The sequence below is a fragment of the Aliiglaciecola sp. CAU 1673 genome (assembly GCF_029223185.1).
Classification (GTDB): domain Bacteria; phylum Pseudomonadota; class Gammaproteobacteria; order Enterobacterales; family Alteromonadaceae; genus Bowmanella.
In genome coordinates this window covers 131,871-150,500 of record NZ_JARHUG010000004.1, presented here as the reverse complement: position 1 = coordinate 150,500, position 18,630 = coordinate 131,871, and the positions used below count along the sequence as shown (strand labels likewise).

Annotated in this window: 19 protein-coding genes; 17 read left to right on the top strand and 2 right to left on the bottom strand. The window is 51.3% G+C overall.

Annotated features, from left to right (window positions below):
- Nucleotides 1–20 precede the first annotated feature (20 nt).
- Nucleotides 21–2,984, bottom strand: a complete 2,964-nt coding sequence (rne, locus tag P2G88_RS05245) for a ribonuclease E (protein WP_275794675.1) — start codon at nt 2,982–2,984, stop codon at nt 21–23.
- A gap of 568 nt (nt 2,985–3,552) precedes the next feature.
- Between rne and rluC the strand changes: the two genes are divergently transcribed.
- Together rluC and P2G88_RS05235 are read left to right on the top strand one after the other, a co-directional pair.
- Nucleotides 3,553–4,503, top strand: a complete 951-nt coding sequence (gene rluC / locus P2G88_RS05240; protein ID WP_275794674.1) for a 23S rRNA pseudouridine(955/2504/2580) synthase RluC — start codon at nt 3,553–3,555, stop codon at nt 4,501–4,503.
- Nucleotides 4,496–5,140, top strand: a complete 645-nt coding sequence (locus P2G88_RS05235; protein WP_275794673.1) for an HAD-IA family hydrolase — start codon at nt 4,496–4,498, stop codon at nt 5,138–5,140. Before rluC ends, P2G88_RS05235 begins: the two co-directional genes overlap by 8 nt.
- On the opposite strand, the gene P2G88_RS05230 is transcribed toward P2G88_RS05235, so the two are convergent.
- On the bottom strand, nt 5,129–5,710 hold the full coding sequence (locus P2G88_RS05230) for a Maf family protein (protein ID WP_275794672.1): 582 nt from the start codon (nt 5,708–5,710) through the stop codon (nt 5,129–5,131). The genes P2G88_RS05235 and P2G88_RS05230 overlap by 12 nt on opposite strands.
- A 228-nt stretch (nt 5,711–5,938) precedes the next feature.
- On the opposite strand from P2G88_RS05230, the gene yceD reads away from it, so the two are divergent.
- The 15 genes from yceD to P2G88_RS05155 all read left to right on the top strand — a co-directional run bounded on the left by yceD (nt 5,939) and on the right by P2G88_RS05155 (nt 18,586).
- A complete protein-coding gene (yceD, locus tag P2G88_RS05225) occupies nt 5,939–6,466 on the top strand; it encodes a 23S rRNA accumulation protein YceD (RefSeq protein WP_275794670.1) in 528 nt (175 codons plus the stop codon).
- A 3-nt stretch (nt 6,467–6,469) separates the two neighbouring features.
- Entirely contained in the window at nt 6,470–6,640 is a 171-nt protein-coding gene (gene rpmF / locus P2G88_RS05220; RefSeq protein ID WP_275794669.1) for a 50S ribosomal protein L32, read from the top strand.
- Nucleotides 6,641–6,662: 22 nt separating this feature from the next.
- Nucleotides 6,663–7,688: a phosphate acyltransferase PlsX gene (gene plsX, locus P2G88_RS05215; protein WP_275794668.1), complete on the top strand. Its 1,026-nt coding sequence runs from the start codon at nt 6,663–6,665 to the stop codon at nt 7,686–7,688.
- 3 nt (nt 7,689–7,691) lie between these two features.
- A complete protein-coding gene (locus P2G88_RS05210; RefSeq protein ID WP_275794666.1) occupies nt 7,692–8,651 on the top strand; it encodes a beta-ketoacyl-ACP synthase III in 960 nt (319 codons plus the stop codon).
- Between the two features lie 157 nt (nt 8,652–8,808).
- A complete protein-coding gene (gene fabD / locus P2G88_RS05205) occupies nt 8,809–9,744 on the top strand; it encodes an ACP S-malonyltransferase (protein ID WP_275794665.1) in 936 nt (311 codons plus the stop codon).
- Complete coding sequence (fabG, locus tag P2G88_RS05200; RefSeq protein WP_275794663.1) at nt 9,745–10,482, top strand: 3-oxoacyl-ACP reductase FabG; 738 nt, start codon at nt 9,745–9,747, stop codon at nt 10,480–10,482.
- 213 nt (nt 10,483–10,695) lie between these two features.
- A complete protein-coding gene (gene acpP / locus P2G88_RS05195) occupies nt 10,696–10,935 on the top strand; it encodes an acyl carrier protein (RefSeq protein WP_102795318.1) in 240 nt (79 codons plus the stop codon).
- A gap of 142 nt (nt 10,936–11,077) precedes the next feature.
- Nucleotides 11,078–12,316 (top strand): beta-ketoacyl-ACP synthase II, encoded by a 1,239-nt coding sequence (gene fabF, locus P2G88_RS05190; protein ID WP_275794662.1) that lies wholly within the window; start codon nt 11,078–11,080, stop codon nt 12,314–12,316.
- Nucleotides 12,317–12,375: 59 nt separating this feature from the next.
- Complete coding sequence (gene pabC, locus P2G88_RS05185) at nt 12,376–13,182, top strand: aminodeoxychorismate lyase (RefSeq protein ID WP_275794661.1); 807 nt, start codon at nt 12,376–12,378, stop codon at nt 13,180–13,182.
- Nucleotides 13,175–14,182, top strand: a complete 1,008-nt coding sequence (gene mltG / locus P2G88_RS05180) for an endolytic transglycosylase MltG (protein ID WP_275794660.1) — start codon at nt 13,175–13,177, stop codon at nt 14,180–14,182. Before pabC ends, mltG begins: the two co-directional genes overlap by 8 nt.
- Before the next feature lie 28 nt (nt 14,183–14,210).
- Nucleotides 14,211–14,828, top strand: a complete 618-nt coding sequence (gene tmk, locus P2G88_RS05175) for a dTMP kinase (RefSeq protein ID WP_275794659.1) — start codon at nt 14,211–14,213, stop codon at nt 14,826–14,828.
- Entirely contained in the window at nt 14,825–15,763 is a 939-nt protein-coding gene (gene holB, locus P2G88_RS05170) for a DNA polymerase III subunit delta' (RefSeq protein ID WP_275794658.1), read from the top strand. Before tmk ends, holB begins: the two co-directional genes overlap by 4 nt.
- A complete protein-coding gene (locus P2G88_RS05165) occupies nt 15,763–16,539 on the top strand; it encodes a TatD family hydrolase (RefSeq protein ID WP_275794657.1) in 777 nt (258 codons plus the stop codon). The genes holB and P2G88_RS05165 overlap by 1 nt, the downstream gene beginning before the upstream one ends.
- Nucleotides 16,536–17,480 carry an arginine deiminase-related protein gene (locus P2G88_RS05160; RefSeq protein WP_275794656.1) on the top strand — a complete coding sequence of 315 codons (945 nt, stop codon included), beginning with the start codon at nt 16,536–16,538 and terminating at the stop codon, nt 17,478–17,480. Before P2G88_RS05165 ends, P2G88_RS05160 begins: the two co-directional genes overlap by 4 nt.
- A 104-nt stretch (nt 17,481–17,584) precedes the next feature.
- Complete coding sequence (locus P2G88_RS05155; RefSeq protein ID WP_275794655.1) at nt 17,585–18,586, top strand: rhodanese-related sulfurtransferase; 1,002 nt, start codon at nt 17,585–17,587, stop codon at nt 18,584–18,586.
- Nucleotides 18,587–18,630: the final 44 nt, after the last annotated feature.

The window sequence follows — 18,630 nt, the reverse complement described above, 5'->3', positions numbered from 1 at the left end:
CCTTTTTAGTGACTTGGCTTTTATGCCAGACTTTGTGGCTTAGTCGCCGGTGCTTCTACCTGACGGCTGTAGCTTTGTGCCGCAGCAGCCTTGCCCGAAATCTTCAGGGCTGGGCGTTGGGCAATATCAATGGAGCTGATCTGAATATCGCTAAACTCATCATTCAGGCTAACAGGCTTAGCCATGGGGTGATTGATAAAGCGGAACACAGGCCCTTTGAACTGCACTTCTGAAACGCTTAGCTTCTGTTTAGGGGCTTCAGCTTTTACCGTTTCTGCTTTGACAGGTGCAGATTCGGCGGTTACAGCAACCTGCTCGTCACCCTGGGGCTCTTTTTTCTCGTCTGAAGCTGCTTCATCCAAGGCGATTTCCACTTGTTGTGGGGCTTTGGTGCGGCGTCTGCGTTTAGGTTGGCTCTCTTCGTCCTGGGGGGCTTCGGATTGCTCTTCCGCCACTTCTTTAGCTACCACCTCGGCCGATGCTGGTTCATCCTGTACCAACTCAGGCTGAGTTGTCTCGGTCTGAATGGTCTCGGTCTGAATGGACTCGGCTTCTTGTGATGACTTTACAGACACCTCAACAGGCTGCTCATCGCTAACATCCAGCGCAAGTTGGTCCTGCTGGTTGGTGTTAGCTTCCACATTTTCCTCTTCCTGCTCGCGGCGACGCTTCTGACCAGCAGCACGAATATGACGAGGAGAACGGCGGCTGCGGTTGCGGCTAGTTGAGCCGGTGTTTTCATCTTCCTGATTGTCACTCTCAGTGCTGACCACGTCTGACGGAAGATTTTCGTCGGCTACCGATTTCACAGGTGCAGGGGTTGGATGACGCTCAGCAGTCGTGTCTTCCGCCGCGTTTACAGCCTGAGCAGTTTCTACTGCATTGGTATCCTGAACGCGTACACTGCGGCGACGATCACGGCGCTGGCGTCTTTGCGCCGTTTGCTCCTGACGGGCGCCGGCTTGTTGTTCGCCCTCATTTCTGTCCATGGACTCCGTTTCTTCACGCCTTGGCTTTTGGCGATCGCCACGAGTGTCTTTGCGGTCAGTACGCTGATCCTCGCGTATTTCATTGCGGCCCTGATCCTGACGCTTGTCTTGGCTACGAGGACGGCGATCGCCACGGCCACGCGAACTGTCAGCTCTGCGTCCGTCTTCACGGCGTGCATCTTCACGGGCGCCTTCGGCTCTGTTATCGCGATTTCCCTCGCTGCGACGTCCGCGACCACCTTGTTCATGGCGAGGCTTACGACGTGAAGACTGCTGGCGCTCTGAAGAGGCCTTCTTCGGTTTTTCTTCTTCCTGCTTAAACAGGTCGCCCAGCCAGTTACCGATACGTGCAAACAAAGATGGCCCCTGAACGACCTCTTTCGCTACAGGTGCGGCCTTGGCTGGCGTGGCCAACGTCTGCAGAACTGGCACTTCTCTTGGCGTAGGCTCTACAACATTGCGTACACTGTTATCTTCCGCTTTTTCATCCAGGCTAACCTGGTAGCTGACTTCGAATTGTTCGTCATCCAGCTTGTGGCGGGTTACCCGATAGGCCGGCGTTTCCATATTGGGATTGGGCAGAACCAGCAATCTCACACCATGGCGTTCTTCGATACTGCGTACCGCGCGGCGTTTTTCATTCAGTAAATATGTAGCAACACTGACTGGTACCTGTGCTTCGACCAGGTTGGTATGCTCTTTAATTGCCTCTTCTTCCATGATACGCAGCACGGAAAGGGCCAACGATTCTGTTCCACGCACTGTGCCATGGCCGTTACAACGAGGGCACACATGGTGAGCAGACTCACCCAGAGAAGGACGCAGACGTTGACGAGACATTTCCAACAGACCAAAGCGGGAAATGCGGCCAAGTTGCACACGGGCTCTGTCATGACGTACGGCATCGGCCAGGCGTTTTTCTACTTCGCGCTGATGACGTACCGGGGTCATATCAATAAAGTCGATAACCAACAGGCCACCTAGGTCACGCAGACGCAATTGACGGGCAATTTCATCGGCAGCTTCAAGGTTGGTGTTAAGTGCCGTTTCTTCGATGTCACCGCCTTTGGTCGCCCTGGCGGAGTTAATATCGATAGAGGTCAGCGCTTCGGTCTGATCGATTACGATAGAGCCACCAGAGGGCAATCTTACTTCGCGCTGGAAGGCGGATTCGATCTGAGTCTCAATCTGGTAATGGCTGAACAGGGGAACATCACCCTTGTAAAGCTTTACGCGGCTGGCAAAATCGGGGCGAATAAGATCAATATGCTGCTTAGCGAGATCAAAAATCTCGGTATCATCAATCAGGATCTCGCCGATATCGCGACGCAGATAGTCACGAATGGAGCGCACGATTACATTGCTTTCCTGATGGATCAGGAAAGGGGCAGGGCGGGTTTTGGAGGCTTCTTCAATGGCCTGCCAATGGGTCAGTAGTACCCCTAAGTCCCATTCCAGCTCTTCATAAGATTTACCCACACCGGCGGTGCGTACAATCAGGCCCATGCCGTCAGGCAGGCTCAACTGATTCAGGGCGCTCTTGAGTTCAGTGCGCTCGTCACCCTCAATACGACGGGAAATGCCACCTGCACGGGGATTATTGGGCATCAACACCAGATAACTGCCGGCCAGACTGATAAAAGTGGTTAAGGCCGCGCCTTTTTGACCACGTTCTTCTTTATCTATCTGAACAATAACTTCCTGACCTTCCTTAATGGCGTCTTTGATATTGGGACGGCCTTCGAAGTTGTATCCTTTGGGAAAGTAGGTGCGGGCGATTTCTTTGAGGGGGAGGAAGCCGTGGCGGTCAGCGCCGTAATCTACGAAGGCCGCTTCTAAGCTGGGCTCTACCCTCGTGATTTTACCTTTATAGATATTGGCTTTTTTCTGTTCGTGTCCTGGACTTTCGATATCCAGATCGTAGAGTTTTTGGCCATCTACTAGGGCCACACGCAACTCTTCATGCTGAGTTGCGTTGATCAACATTCTTTTCATATTGTGACTCGATAAACATATCGATCACTATCGACGGACAGAGCGCCACCAGGTTTGCGGTGAGCATTCTGCAGTCTCCCGACTGTAGGCTTGCCTAGGGATGGCTGCGCCATATACAACGTTTACATTTTTTAAATACTAATTTTTACATCTGCACGGCACCTGGCCATGCAGATTTCAAACTGGTCTTTATCTGTGCTTCGATAGCAATCTTTTGAAAATAATTGAGGATGCTGTGGCTCTGCTGTACCTGTCATCACGAACTTTTACACTCTTCGTGGCTGGTGCAGTCGCAGATCGGGAGGTAACTCAAACCGTCTCGCGTTCAGGCCCATGCATCATAATTTTTTGGCTCCTTCTTAGGGCACTTAAAAAGCCATAAAAAGCAGCTGGTTGGATTATCGCACCAAATCTCGCAAACAGGCAAGGTAAACTGGCTGTGAAAGCCTGCCAATTCAACCTTGTTGATGACTTTATTGGCGAATGGGCTTTAAAACCCAATAAATGGCGTAAAAGTGAAGAAAAATCTCGCCCTCACAGGCTGGCTTTGAGGTAGAATGACGCCACTATGACAGAGACCAATCCAACAAAAGTACAGCTTGTACAAGTCGATCCTGAACTTGAAGGGCAGCGTATCGATAACTTTTTGCGCACTTTCCTTAAAGGTGTGCCGAAGAGTCTGATTTATCGTGTTTTACGCAAGGGTGAAGTACGGGTCAACAAAAAACGGGTAAAGCCCGACTACAAACTACAGGCTCATGACGAGGTCAGGATTCCACCGGTGAAGGTGGCTGAGCCGCAGGAATTGCCTTCGGTGAAGCTCAATAAGGTGGCAAACCTTGAGCAATATATCCTGTTTGAAGACGACCAACTGATTGCCATCAATAAACCGTCAGGCATGGCCGTTCATGGTGGTAGTGGCCTGAGCTTCGGGGTGATTGAGGCTTTGCGCGCCCTGCGTCCAGAACAAAAGTTCTTGGAACTGGTTCATCGATTAGATCGTGATACCTCCGGCTGCCTGTTGGTCGCTAAACGCCGCTCAGCATTAAAGTCTCTGCATGAACAATTACGTGAAAAGCAGGTCGACAAGCGCTACCACGCATTGGTGAGTGGACACTGGCCCGCCAGCCGCAATAAAGTCAAAGCTGCATTAAGAAAAAACATTCTTAAATCAGGCGAGCGCATGGTCTCGGTGGCTGAAGACGGTAAGGAATCGGAAACCCGCTACCGCGTGTTACAAAGCTTTGAGCAGGCCACTTTGGTTGAAGCCTTTCCGGTGACCGGGCGTACTCATCAAATTCGTGTGCATTGCCAGTATGCCGGTCATTGCATCGGCGGCGATGATAAGTACAACGACGAGGTTTTTAACCTTGCTATGCAGGAAAAAGGATTACACCGACTGTTTTTGCATGCCTACAGTTTGTCATTTATGCACCCCAAAACCGGTGAGAGACAAACATTGATCGCGCCGTTAGATCCGCAGCTCTCCCAGGTACTGAAAAATCTCAGCCATGCATAAGTTGGTCATCTTCGATTGGGACGGAACCTTGATGGATTCCGGTGCACGTATCGTTTCTGCTATGCAAACTTCTGCCCGTCGCGCAGGCTTGCCTGTGCCTTCAGAAGCAGCGGTAAAGGATATTATCGGTATCAGTTTGCAGCCGGCGATGGTCAGATTATTCGGTGCACTTTCAGAGACTCAAGCCGCTTTGTTGTTGGATTGTTACCGTGAAGAATATGTGGAGCGGGATAGCACCCCAACACCCATGTTCGCAGGCGCTTATGATCTGCTGGATAACCTCAAAAGCAAAGGGGTCTTGATGGCGGTGGCGACCGGTAAGGCGCGACGCGGCTTACATCGGGTATGGCAGGAAACGGCTACCGGCCATTACTTTGTGACATCCCGTTGTGGCGATGAAACTGCTTCTAAGCCACATCCTCAGATGTTATCGGAGATCTTGCTGGAGACCGGGATTGATGCCCGGCATGCGGTGATGATTGGCGATACCACATACGATATGCAGATGGCCGAACAACTTAAAATGGATCGTATTGCAATGAGTCATGGCGTCCATGAAGAGGCCAGACTCGCCGCCCATAGTCCTTTAACCATTGCCGATTCGCTGACCGAACTGCAAGCCTATTTACTGGGTTAGAGGATCGACACCGAAGCGCGCCAGCAGGTCGACTAACCCCATCAAAGGTAAGCCAATCAAGCTATTGGGATCACGTCCCTGCATTTTTTCAAACAGGCAGATCCCCAGCCCTTCACTTTTAAAGCTGCCCGCACATTGATAAGGCTGCTCACGCAGCAAGTACTGTTCTATTTGCTGTTCGGTCAATGGGCGAAAGGTGACCTCAAAGGGCTCTACTAAAATTTGTTGCACGCCGCTTGTGGTATCCATCACACAGAGTCCGGTATGAAACTGCACAGTATTGCCACTGGCAAGGCGTAACTGTCGCAGCGCATTTTCATGAGTATGAGGTTTGCCGAAGATTTGCCCGTTTAGCTCGGCCACTTGATCAGAGCCTATAACCAATGCGCCGGATACTCTTGCTGCCACGGCTTCGGCCTTGAGTCTTGCCAACCGGGCAACCAACTGATCTGCAGGTTCCTTCTCTTTTGCAGTTTCATCCACCTCTGGAGATACACATCTAAATGGTATTCCCAAACGGCTTAATAGCTCGCGTCGAAAAGGGGAGGTAGAGGCAAGAATCAATTCCATGGCAAGGTCTCGACGATATCATGGGGTCATTTTATCGATAGATTTGAAGAGGATAAAAGCCTGCTGACTGATGAGGCTTCAGAAAAAGTCGTTTCAATCGTATTTTTGCATGGTTTGTTTAAAAACCATGGCGGAGGCCTATAATCACCCAGATTCAAGGCGTTATAGGGCCTGGCGCTATAGAATTTCTTTGACTCAAGGCCTAAGTGGCTATATCATGCGCGCCCTATGCAGAAAGTGAAACTGCCCAAGCAGCTCGATCCTATCAAAAATGCTATCAAACGCTCTTATTTCAGGGGTGTGATGATGACATCAGATATGGAACGGTTGCAGCAAGTAGTGGCTGCAGTGGACGACGAAGTCAACGTTGAACTCCGGTTCGATAAAGACGCGCAGGGACTGGTTTTCTTCGAAGGCAACTTGTCCACCACAGTATCGCTTATCTGTCAGAGATGTAATGAGTCCTTTGTTCATTCTTTGGACGTCTCCTTCAGCTTCTGCCCCGTCAAAGCCGAAGAAGATATTGATGAACTACCGGAAGCTTACGAACCGGTCGAGGTTAATGACCATGGAGAAATCGATCTCCTCCAGCTTTTCGAAGATGAGCTGATTTTGGCACTGCCTATTGTAGCCTTCCACGCAGAAGAAGATTGCAAGCGAAATAGTGACGAAATGAGTTTTGGAGAGATTGAACCGGCCGTTGAGCGTCCAAACCCCTTTGCGGTGTTGAAAGAACTTAAGCGAGAGCAGGAGTAGGTAATGGCGGTACAACAGAATCGTAAAACCCGTTCTAAGCGTGGCATGCGTCGTTCACATGACGCCCTGACTGCGGCAACTTTGTCTGTAGATTCCACCTCAGGCGAGACGCATCGTCGTCATCACGTCACAGCAGACGGTTTCTACAAGGGCAAAAAAGTCATTTCTCTGTAACCCTCGGGTTGGCGGATAGACTTTGTCCAATCTAACCATAGCGTTAGATATGATGGGGGGCGATAATGGCCCCCCTGTTACTATTGAAGCTGCAATTCTTGCGGTAAAAGAAAACCCAAATCTTAAATTGTTGCTTTGTGGCGATCAGCACATGCTGGCGGCAGAGCTGCAACGTTATCCCAATGCCCCACTTAAACGCATGCAAATTGTGCATACCGATCAAGTGGTGGGCATGAGTGAAAAACCCAGTTCAGCCCTTCGCAATAAATCCCATTCTTCGATGCGTAAAGCGTTGGAGTTAGTGGAAGAAGGTGATGCGGATGCCTGTGTCAGTGCCGGTAATACCGGTGCCCTGCTGGCCATGGCCTATTACGTGCTCAAAACCTTACCCGGCATCGATCGTCCCGCGCTGATATCTTCATTACCCACCACCAGTCATAAAAAAGTTTTTTTGCTGGATCTCGGTGCCAATGTCAGCTGCGATTCTGAAATTTTATTCCAATATGCGGTGATGGGCTCGGTCATGGCGGAGTCCGTAGAAGGCATCGACAAACCCCGGGTCGCACTGCTTAACGTGGGTGAAGAGCAGATCAAAGGCAATGACCAGGTCAAGAATACGGCACAGTTACTTAGCGCTGTCCCCAGTATTAACTACATCGGTTATATAGAAGGCAATGATATTTTCACCGACAAGGCCGATGTGGTGGTTACCGACGGTTTTGTTGGCAATATTGCCCTGAAAGCTTGTGAGGGCTTGGGTAAGCTTATCATTAACGAAGTAAAACGGGTGTCGCAGCAGAATTTGCTGTCAAAGCTGATGGCGCGCATGGCGCTTCCCATACTGCGGAAGATCTATGGCAGGGTGAACCCCGACCAGTACAACGGAGCGAGTCTGATAGGATTGCGCGGAATTGTTGTAAAGAGCCATGGAAATGCCTCCTCTGAGGGATTTTTATACGCCATCCGAGAGGCCACGCAAGAGGTTTCCAGGCAGGTTCCAACCAAAATAAAGCACCGAATAGAAAAACTTCTAATGGAAAGGCCTTAACCCATGTATTCGAGAATTATAGGCACCGGGAGTTATTACCCAAGCCAAGTGCGCACCAATGCCGATTTAGAGCAAATGGTGGAGACCAATGACGAATGGATCACCGATCGCACTGGCATTAAAGAAAGACGTATTATCGGCGCCGACGAGACTGTCGCGACCATGGGCGCTGAAGCTGCCAGAAAAGCCATTGAAGCGGCTGATATCGATCCTAAAAGCCTGGATATGATTATCTGTGCCACCACCAGCCATGAAAAAGCCCTCCCCAGTGCCGCCTGTGATATCCAGAAATTATTGGATCTTGACGGAATTCCTGCATTTGATGTGGCGGCGGCTTGCGCTGGTTATTGCTTTGCCCTGAGTGTGGCCGACCAGTACATCAAGACCGGTATGTGCAAACGTATTCTGATCGTCGGCTCCGATTGCTTAACTCGTCTGGTTGCGCCATTTGATCGCACCATGGTTATTCTGTTTGGCGATGCCGCTGGGGCCACTATTATTGAAGCCAGCGAAGAGCCCGGCATCCTTTCCACCCATATCCATTCTGCCGGCTCCTTTGGCGATTTGCTGTACGTGGGCAACCCGACCCGCGGCGTGGCCGAGTCGGTGCATGAAAACTGGGGCGTCATGAAAGGCAATGAAGTCTTTAAAGTAGCGGTAACCAAACTCAGCGAAGTGGTTGAGCAGACCCTGGCCGCTAACAATATGCAAAAATCCGATTTGGATTGGCTGGTTCCTCACCAGGCCAATTTCCGCATTATCAAAGCCACGGCCAAGAAGCTGGATATGCCCATGGAAAGGGTGGTGCTGACCTTACAACACTTTGGCAATACCTCGGCAGCCACAGTGCCAACAGCACTGGACACAGCCATCCGTGACGGACGCATTCAGCGCGGGCAAAATCTGCTGCTTGAAGCCTTTGGCGGCGGCTTTGCCTGGGCCTCAGCCCTGGTGCGCTACTAACTCTCTATAACGGAGCGAATAAAGCCTTATAGAAAACAAAGGCCGGCCCAATTGATCTGGCCGGGCCTTTTGTTTTGGCAATGGCTGCTATTATTCTGTTTTTCTTCTATCCCATTCGCTCCTCAATAACAAAAGAACATCTAACAGGAGAACAATAATGGCGAATTTGGCGTTTGTATTTCCCGGTCAAGGCTCGCAAAGTGTGGGTATGCTTTCTGAGTTGGCCGAGACATTCCCCATCATTAAACAAACATTTGATGAGGCAGGCGAAGCCCTGGGTTACGACCTGTGGCAGTTGGTTCAGCAGGGGCCTGAGGCTGAGCTGAATGCGACTCACAGAACCCAACCTGCGTTGTTAGCTGCCAGCGTTGCCCTATGGCGTTTATGTCAGGCCCAAGGCGCAGCGCAACCCCAAGTGCTGGCCGGGCACAGCCTCGGAGAATACTCTGCTTTGGTTTGCGCTGGTGTGATGAATTTTGTGGATGCGGTGAAACTGGTTGAGCTGCGCGGTCAGCTAATGCAGGAAGCCGTGCCTATGGGCGTTGGCGCCATGTCTGCCATTATTGGCCTTGATGATGATAAGGTGATTGCCGCCTGCGAAAGTGCCGCACAAGGGCAAGTGGTCTCTGCGGTTAACTTTAATTCCCCTGGTCAGGTGGTCATTGCCGGTAATAAAGACGCTGTGGAGCGCGCCGGTGAAGCCTGTAAAGCCGCCGGTGCCAAGCGCGCCTTGCCGTTGCCGGTAAGTGTGCCGTCGCACTGTGCGCTGATGAAACCTGCAGCCGACAAACTGGCCAAAGCACTGGCTGATATCCAATTTAATCAACCTGTCATCCCGGTGATTAACAATGTTGATGTGGCCATGAACAATGATGCCACTCAGATCAAGGATGCTTTGGTTCGTCAGCTCTATAGTCCGGTTCGCTGGACACAAAGTATCGAGAAAATGGCTTCCATGGGCATCACAGAGGTGATGGAAGTGGGGCCAGGTAAGGTGCTAAGTGGTCTGATTAAGCGCATTGATAAGAATTTAAATGCGGATGCCATCAATACCCCGGCATCTTTGCAATCTTTTATGGAAAAAGGTGAGTAAATGACAAATTTCAACGGCAAAGTCGCTCTGGTGACCGGCGCAAGCAGAGGCATAGGTAAAGCCATCGCGCAAATGCTGGCAGAGCAGGGCGCCAAAGTAATTGGTACCGCTACCTCTGAAAATGGGGCCCAGGCGATCAGTGATTATCTGGGTGAACATGGTGCCGGTCGGGTGCTGAATGTGACCGATGTGGCGCAGATGGAAGCCTGTCTGGATGAAATCAAAGCCACCTTCGGTGATATTGACATTCTGGTGAACAACGCCGGGATTACCCGCGATAACCTGTTGATGCGCATGAAAGACGACGAGTGGCAGAGCATTCTGGACACTAACCTGACCTCCGTATTCCGTCTGTCAAAAGCCATGCTGCGCAGTATGATGAAAAAGCGTTATGGCCGTATTATCACCATCGGTTCGGTGGTGGGCAGCTCCGGTAACCCCGGACAGGCCAACTATGCAGCGGCGAAAGCCGGACTAATTGGCTTTTCCAAGTCCCTGGCTCGTGAAGTGGCTTCTCGTGGCATCACTGTCAACGTGGTCGCGCCTGGCTTTATCGATACCGATATGACCAAAGCCCTGACCGACGAGCAGCGCGAAGCCATTTTCAAGGATATTCCGGCCAACAGGCTGGGCGATCCCAAGGAAATTGCTGCGGCAGTGGCTTTCCTGGCCTCCGATGGCGCGGCCTATATCACCGGTGAAACACTGCATGTGAACGGTGGTATGTTGATGGCCTGATTTGGATCAGGCTTTAGTAATTATGTCGCTATCTTCGTTGAACAGACGAAGATATGAAGTGAAAAGTTGAAAAATTTTTATTGTTGAAAAACTGTGCTAGATTGTGGTTTGACCAGAGAAAAACTTGATGGTCTTGCTTGCAAGGCCTGAAGTTGCTGAATACACTACTCGCAAATTTACATCTAGCCTCACTAATAAGGGAAAACTAGAATTATGAGCAACATCGAAGAACGCGTAATAAAAATCATCGTAGAACAATTGGGCGTGAAAGAGGAAGAAGTCAAGCCTGAAGCGTCCTTCGTTGATGATCTGGGTGCAGATTCTCTGGACACTGTAGAGCTGGTGATGGCGCTGGAAGAAGAATTCGATACCGAAATTCCAGACGAAGAAGCTGAAAAAATCACTACAGTTCAATCTGCCATCGATTATATCAACGCCCACAAAGACGCCTAATTGGCGGCAAAATCAAGCACTCGCTTGATTTCGCTCGGGTTGTTATTAATCCGGTTTGAAAAGTTGAATTAGCAGAACTTAAACGGCTCTTTATGGAGCCGTTTCTTTTCCTGCCTATTAATTATTCCTCGCGGAGGCCATTGTGTCGAAACGTCGTGTTGTTGTAACTGGTCTTGGCATGCTATCGCCACTGGGACTTGATGTTGATTCCACCTGGAAAGCCTTGCTTGCCGGTGAGAGCGGCATTGGCAATATCGATTCCTTTGACGTCAGTCAGTTTTCCACCCGTTTTGCCGGTGCAGTAAAAGGTTTTGATGTTGAGCAGTATGTACCCAAAAAAGAGACCAAAAAAATGGATCTCTTCATCCAGTATGGTATTGCCGCAGGTAAACAAGCCTTGGCAGATTCAGGTATACAGGTGAATGAGCAAAATGCCGGTCGCATCGGTGTCGCCATCGGCTCAGGCATTGGCGGCCTGGGGCTGATTGAAGAGAACCACAGTAAGTTACTCTCTGGTGGCCCACGCAAAATTTCGCCTTTTTTTGTGCCCTCGACCATCACCAATATGATTTCCGGTTTCTTGTCCATTATGGAAGGGCTTAAAGGTCCTAACCTGAATATCGTCACCGCCTGTACAACGGGTGTGCACAATATCGGTGTGGCTGCACGTACCATTGCCTATGGTGATGCCGATGCCATGCTGGCCGGTGGCGCAGAAGCTTCAATTACACCATTGGGACTGGGGGGCTTTGCTGCGGCTCGAGCCCTGTCTTCCCGTAATGACGACCCTAAAGCGGCCAGCCGCCCCTGGGATAGAGATCGTGACGGCTTTGTCATGGGCGAAGGCGCCGGTGTAATGATGCTCGAAGATTACGAGCATGCCAAAGCCCGTGGCGCCAAAATCTACGCCGAACTGGTCGGTTTTGGTATGAGTGGCGACGCCTACCATATGACCTCACCACCGGAAGATGGCTCAGGTGCTGCAGCCGCCATGCGTAATGCTATCCAGGATGCCAAAATCAACCTGGAACAAGTGGGTTACATCAATGCCCATGGCACCTCAACGCCAGCAGGCGATTTGGCCGAGGCCACGGCGGTTAAATCCGTGTTCGGTGCCCAGGCCTATAAGGTACCGGTCAGTTCCACCAAGTCTATGACCGGTCACTTACTGGGTGCTGCCGGTGCGGTGGAAGCCATCTTCTCCGTACTTGCCTTGCGCGACCAGGCCATCCCGCCGACTATCAATCTGGAAAATCCGGGCGAAGGCTGTGATTTGGATTTTGTGCCCCATACCGCCCGCGATGTGAAGATGGAGTTCAGTCTGTGTAACTCCTTCGGCTTTGGCGGTACAAACGGCTCCCTATTGTTTAAGCGTTCTTAATAACTTAACAACTGTTAAAAAGCCTGGTATACCAGGCTTTTTTGTTTTTATTGGCACCCATGGATCCCATTATCAACGGCAAAGTTAGCAACAGCCTGTCGGTGTCTGACAGGGCACTACAGTATGGTGACGGTTTGTTCAGCACTGTTCGTATTGCCGAAGGACAGCCGCAGCTTTGGCCTTTGCATAAAGTACGTCTGCAAAGCGGTCTGAAAAGACTGGATATTGCCTTTGATGACTGGCAGGTCCTTGAGCAGCATGTGCAGGATTACTGCATGCAAGCCAACCACGGGGTGCTTAAGGTCTGGATCAGCCGTGGAGAAGGGGGCAGGGGCTATACGCCGCCCAAACCTTGTCAGCCCAATTGGGCCTTGAGTCTGCATAGCTTGCCTGTGCATTATGCCAAGTGGCGTGCTCATGGCGTGGTATTGGGGTTAAGCCCGGTGCGCTTGGCCAAACAGCCGCTTTTGGCTGGAATAAAACATCTGAATCGATTGGAGCAGGTGCTGATAAAGCAAGATCTGGTTAAACGTGATTGGGATGATGCCCTGGTCTGTGACACCGATGAGATGCTGGTTGAAAGCTCTGCCGCTAATCTGTTTTGGCGCAGCCATGGGCGCTGGTTTACCCCGGATCTTCGTTATGCCGGGGTTGAAGGGGTGATGCGCCAATACCTGCTGCAGCAATTTTCCGAAGCCGGACACAAGGTGGAACAAGTACGCATGAAAGTGCAAGGGGTACATCAGGCCGACAGCTTGTTTATCTGCAATAGCCTGATGGGAATAGTGCCGGTGCGGCAGTTCGACAATACAGAATATGATGTGAAGCTTGCCAAGCAGTTTCAGGAGCAGTGGACTTTTGCCTAAAGCGATTCGAATTGGCCTGTTAGTACTGGTCAGCCTTATTTTTATTGCCGCCCTTAGTGCTTTTTTTGGATATCAGTATTGGACCAAGGAAATTCAAAAGCCCCTGAGTGTTGACGCAAAAACGCTTTTTACCCTGGAAAAAGGGGAAAACGCCCATCAACTGCTAAAACGACTCCAGAAGCACGGCTGGATAGCACAACAGTGGCCCATGAAGCTGCTAATAAAAAGCCAGCCACAGTTGGCCAATATCAAGGCCGGCACCTATGAAATCAGTCCCGGTATGCGGCCTTCAGAGCTGCTTCAGATGTTGGTTGAGGGGCGAGAGAAGCTTTTTGCGATTCCGTTGATTGAAGGTCTGCGCTGGCAAGACTGGCTGGAGCGTCTTCGCCAACATCCGCATTTAGATGCCAGCACCCTATCCACTGAATCCCTGCTTGCCCAGTGGCAGCCAGAGGGACAAAACCTGGAAGGTTGGTTGATGCCTGATACCTACCATTTTCGTAATGGGACCAAGGCTGAAGTCATTGTCAAACAGGCTTACGAACGCCTGCAGCAAGCCTTAGAGGCAAGCTGGCAGGGCAGAGAAAGCGATTTACCCTATAACTCGCCCTACGAAGCGCTGATCATGGCCTCCATTATCGAAAAGGAAACAGCGGTACCTGAGGAGCGGGCAAGGATCGCCGCGGTGTTTGTGAACCGGCTGCGTAAGAATATGCGTCTGCAAACCGACCCCACGGTGATCTACGGCATGGGCGAGGCCTTTGACGGAGATATTCGCAGCAAAGATCTGAAAGAGCCCACCCCCTATAACACTTATGTGATCAAAGGCCTGCCGCCAACGCCTATTGCCATGGTGGGAGTGGCTTCCCTGGAAGCGGCGCTACACCCCCTGCAAAGTGATGAACTTTACTTCGTGGCGCGAAATGACGGCACCCATGTGTTTTCCACCAACCTTGATGATCACAACAAGGCGGTGAGACAATACCAGCTGAAACGATAATGGCATTGGCCCTGGGAAAGAGAGAGGCATGAGCGGTAAATTTATAGTCATCGAGGGCCTGGAAGGCGCCGGTAAAAGCAGCGCCATCGAGGTGGTAAGACAACATATCGCCGCTGCCGGCCATCAGGTGGTCTGTACCCGCGAGCCGGGCGGCACGCCCATGGCCGAAGCCATTCGTGAATGTGTGAAGCAGCCCTGGGACGAAAAGGTCACCATCGAGGCTGAATTGTTGCTGATGTATGCCGCGCGCTGCCAGCTATTGGAGAATGTGATTAAGCCCGGTTTGGCCCAAGGCAAATGGGTAATTGGCGATCGTCACGATCTTTCTTCCCGTGCCTATCAGGGGGGCGGCAGACAGCTGTCCGACAGTCTGCTGGATGCCATTCGCGCCATCAGCTTAAAAGGTTTTACCCCGGATTTGACCCTCTATCTGGATATTGATCCTGCGCTGGGATTAGCGCGCGCCAGAGGGCGCGGCGCACTGGATAGGATTGAACAAGAGAATCTTGGTTTCTTCGAACGCACCCGCGCCAAGTACCTGGCGCTGGCCAATGGTGACAAGCACATTCGCATCGTCGATGCCGCGCAGTCCATGGACAAGGTGCAAGAGGATATTATCGCCATTGTGGATGAGTTTTTGCGATGAATACGCAGCCACAAGCCCAGCTGAAAGTTCAGCTGAAAGCCTGTTATCCCTGGTTTGACACTTTCCTGGGCCAGATGCTTTCGCGTATGGACGCGCAAAAGTGCCATCACGGTATGTTGCTGCTGGGGCCTGAGGGCTTAGGTAAAGCCGACCTGGCTGTGCAGTTAGCCCAGGCCTTGCTATGCAAAACCCCGGGACAAAGAGGCTGTGGTCAGTGCCAGGCCTGTCTTTTGTTTGCTGCCGGCTCCCATCCGGATTTTCATCAGGTGCAAAGCGAGAAGCAGATTGGGGTGGACGATATCCGCCAGGCCATCGAAAAGCTGCAGGGCACCGCGCAGCTATCCGGTGCCAAAGCGTTGATTATCCATCAAGCCGATAGCATGACGGAATCAGCAGCCAATGCGCTGCTAAAAACCCTGGAAGAGCCTACCAGGCAAACTTATCTGATCCTGACCAGTGCCAAGCCACACCGCTTATTGCCGACTATTTTAAGCCGCTGTGAAAAGCTGCTGTTGCCACAGCCCGACAAGGCCGATTGTGGCCGCTGGCTGGCGTCTGAGCAGATTGTGGCTGAGCCTGCCTTGCTGGAGATGTATTACGCCTCTCCCCTGATTCTAAGGCAAATGGCCAATGCTGAAGCGGGCTTAGGGTACCAGGATTTTATTACGGCGCTAGATGGGCTTCGCCAGGGGAGTACCAGCGCGGTGCAGGTGGCCGGTCATTGGCAGGAGCAGGCTGCACGTTTTGTGCATTGGTTACAGCATTGGCTGTTAAGTCAAAGCAAGCCCCCAGGGCCGCAATTCAACCAGTGGTGGCCCTTGTATCAAGCAAGTTTGGTGGCCAGTAAGCAATTAACCCATCCTGGTATTAATAAAGCATTGTTGCTTAGCGGGCTGTTAAGTCAGCTAGCCGGTATTTCGAGTAGGAGTGTTTAGTGTTTGTCGATTCCCATTGCCACTTAGACAGGCTGGATTTGTCCCAAGCCGAGCTGAATAGGGCGGTAGAACGGGCTCGTGAGCGCGGCGTTGAGCATTTCCTCTGTGTTTGCGTATCGGTACGTGAGTTTGATGCCATGGCCGATACGGTGGCAAGCTTTGATGATGTGTCACTCTCCTGCGGCGTGCATCCGCTGCATCAGGAAGATCGCTGCGATTATCAGGAACTGCTGGACAAAGCCGCCCATCCCAAGGTGGTAGCCATCGGCGAAACGGGGCTGGATTATTTCTACAGTGCCGACTCCAAAGCCTTGCAGCATGCCTCTTTTATCGACCATATCAAGGCCGCCAACGAGCTTAGCAAGCCATTAATTATTCATACCCGCGATGCCCGCGAAGACACCATTGCCTTGCTTAAAGCCCATAAAGCCGCCCATACCAAAGGCGTGCTGCACTGCTTCACCGAAACCCTGGAAATGGCCCAGGCTGCTATGGCTATGGATTTTTATATTTCCATCTCCGGTATTGTGACTTTTAACGGTGCCAAAGAGCTTCAGGAGGTGGTCAAAGCCTTACCCTTGGAGCGTTTACTGATTGAAACCGACTCCCCGTGGCTGGCGCCGGTGCCTTATCGCGGTAAGCCGAATGAGCCGGCTTATGTGAAAGAAGTGGGTGAGTTTATTGCCAAACTCAAGGGTATTCAGGTGGAAGAGCTGGCTAAAATCACCACTGATAACTTTTATCGTTTATTCGAAAAGGCCAAAGGCATCGTATGACAGCAGCACAGCAAACCACCTCGACCCTACTGATGGTGCCGCCAGTACATTTTGCGTTTAACGAGCAAACCGGCGAGGACAATAGCTTTCAGCAGCATCTGGATTTGAAAACCCAGGAAATCCGCACCCTGGCCATGGCCGAATTCGACGCTATGGTGGAAAAACTGTGCGCATTGGGGGTGAATATCCTGACGTTGCCAGTGGAAAAAGACGGTCCGAAAACCCCGGATGCGGTGTTTCCCAATAACTGGTTTAGTACCCATGATGATGGCGAATTAGTGCTCTATCCGATGGCGGTGGAAAACCGTCGTATGGAAGTACAGCCACAGCGACTGCGTCAGTGTCTGACCGGGGCAGGCTTTAATATCCAGTCGGTTTGGGATTGCCGGGATAACGCCCAGGACGAGCATTATCTGGAAGGCACCGGCGCCATGGTGCTCGACAGGGTCAATGGCATAGTTTACGCCGCCTTATCCCAGCGCTGTCATGCCGATGTGCTGGAAACCTTCTGTGCCCATCGCAACCTGCGGGCTGAAGCCTTCGATACCCGCATGCAAAATAGCCAAAGCGTGTACCACACCAATGTAATGATGGCTGTAGGCAAACACTTTGCCATTATATGCACCGATGTCATCGTACCGGGTGATCAAAAACGTGTGAAAAAGGCCATCTCTGCAACCCACCAGATCATTGAAATCAGTGAAGCGCAGCTGCATGCCTTTTGCGGCAATGTGCTGGAAGTGCAGAATGACAAGGGCGAGGCGCTGATCCTGATGTCCTCTTCAGCCTTTGCAGCATTTAGCGATGAACAAAAAGCCCAGTTAGAGCAGTTCGGCCAACTGGTGCCACTGGATATCCCTACCATTGAAACCATCGGCGGTGGCAGCGTGCGCTGTATGCTGGCCGAGATTTTTCTGCCCCAAAACCTGACAAAGCCTTAAAAATTTTATGGGATTGGATTAGAATGCGCGCCGAATTGGCAGGTTAACGCCTGTCTGGTGTTTTGCTCTGGTTTTACGTTCCAGATCGCATAGAGGAAAATCTGATGTCATCTTTTGTCGTTTGTGCTCTGTACAAATTCGTCACCCTGGATAATTTTGAGGCCCTGCGCCAACCCCTGTTAAATGAAATGGAAGCCCAAGGTATTAAAGGTACCTTGTTGCTGGCCAAAGAAGGGATCAACGGTACCGTCTCCGGTACCGAAGAGGGTATCAAAGCTTTGCTGGATTGGTTGAATACCGACGAGCGCCTTAACCCCATCAGTTTTAAAATTTCATACGACAAAGAACAGCCTTTTCATCGCACCAAGGTCAAGCTGAAAAAAGAAATCGTTACCATGGGCGTGGAAGGTATCGATCCTCGCCGTGTAGTGGGTACCTATGTCAAACCCAGCGAATGGAATGCGTTAATTAGTGATCCCGAGGTCGTGGTGGTGGATACCCGCAACGACTACGAGATTGAAATTGGTACCTTTAAGCATGCCATCAATCCCAATACCAAGACATTCCGTGAATTCCCACAATATGTGGCCGAGAACCTGGACCCGGCCAAGCATAAGAAAGTGGCCATGTTCTGCACCGGCGGCATTCGCTGTGAGAAATCCACTGCCTATCTAAAAGAGCAGGGTTTTGAAGAGGTTTATCACCTCGAAGGCGGCATTTTGAAGTACCTGGAAGAAGTGCCTAAAGAGCAGAGCCTGTGGCAAGGGGACTGCTTTGTGTTTGATAACCGCGTGGCGGTCAATCACGATTTACAGCGTGGCGACTTTGACCAGTGCTATGCCTGTCGTCTGCCGATTACCGATGAAGATAAGCAAAGCCCGCTGTTTGAGCAGGGCGTTAGCTGTCCTAAGTGCCATGGCACCCATAGCGACGAGCAAATTGCCCGCTTCCGTGAGCGTGAAAAGCAGGTTCGCCTGGCCAAAGAGCGTAACGAAGAGCATGTGGGCAGCGACGCCCATAAGGCCATGGTTAAACGTCGTCAGATGAAACAGGCCGATCGCCGCGCCAAAGATCAGGCTGCCAAAGCCGGGCAAGCCGTCAACTAAGTCAGTTCAGGCTAGACAACCAGGCCCCTGAGAGTAAACTGGGG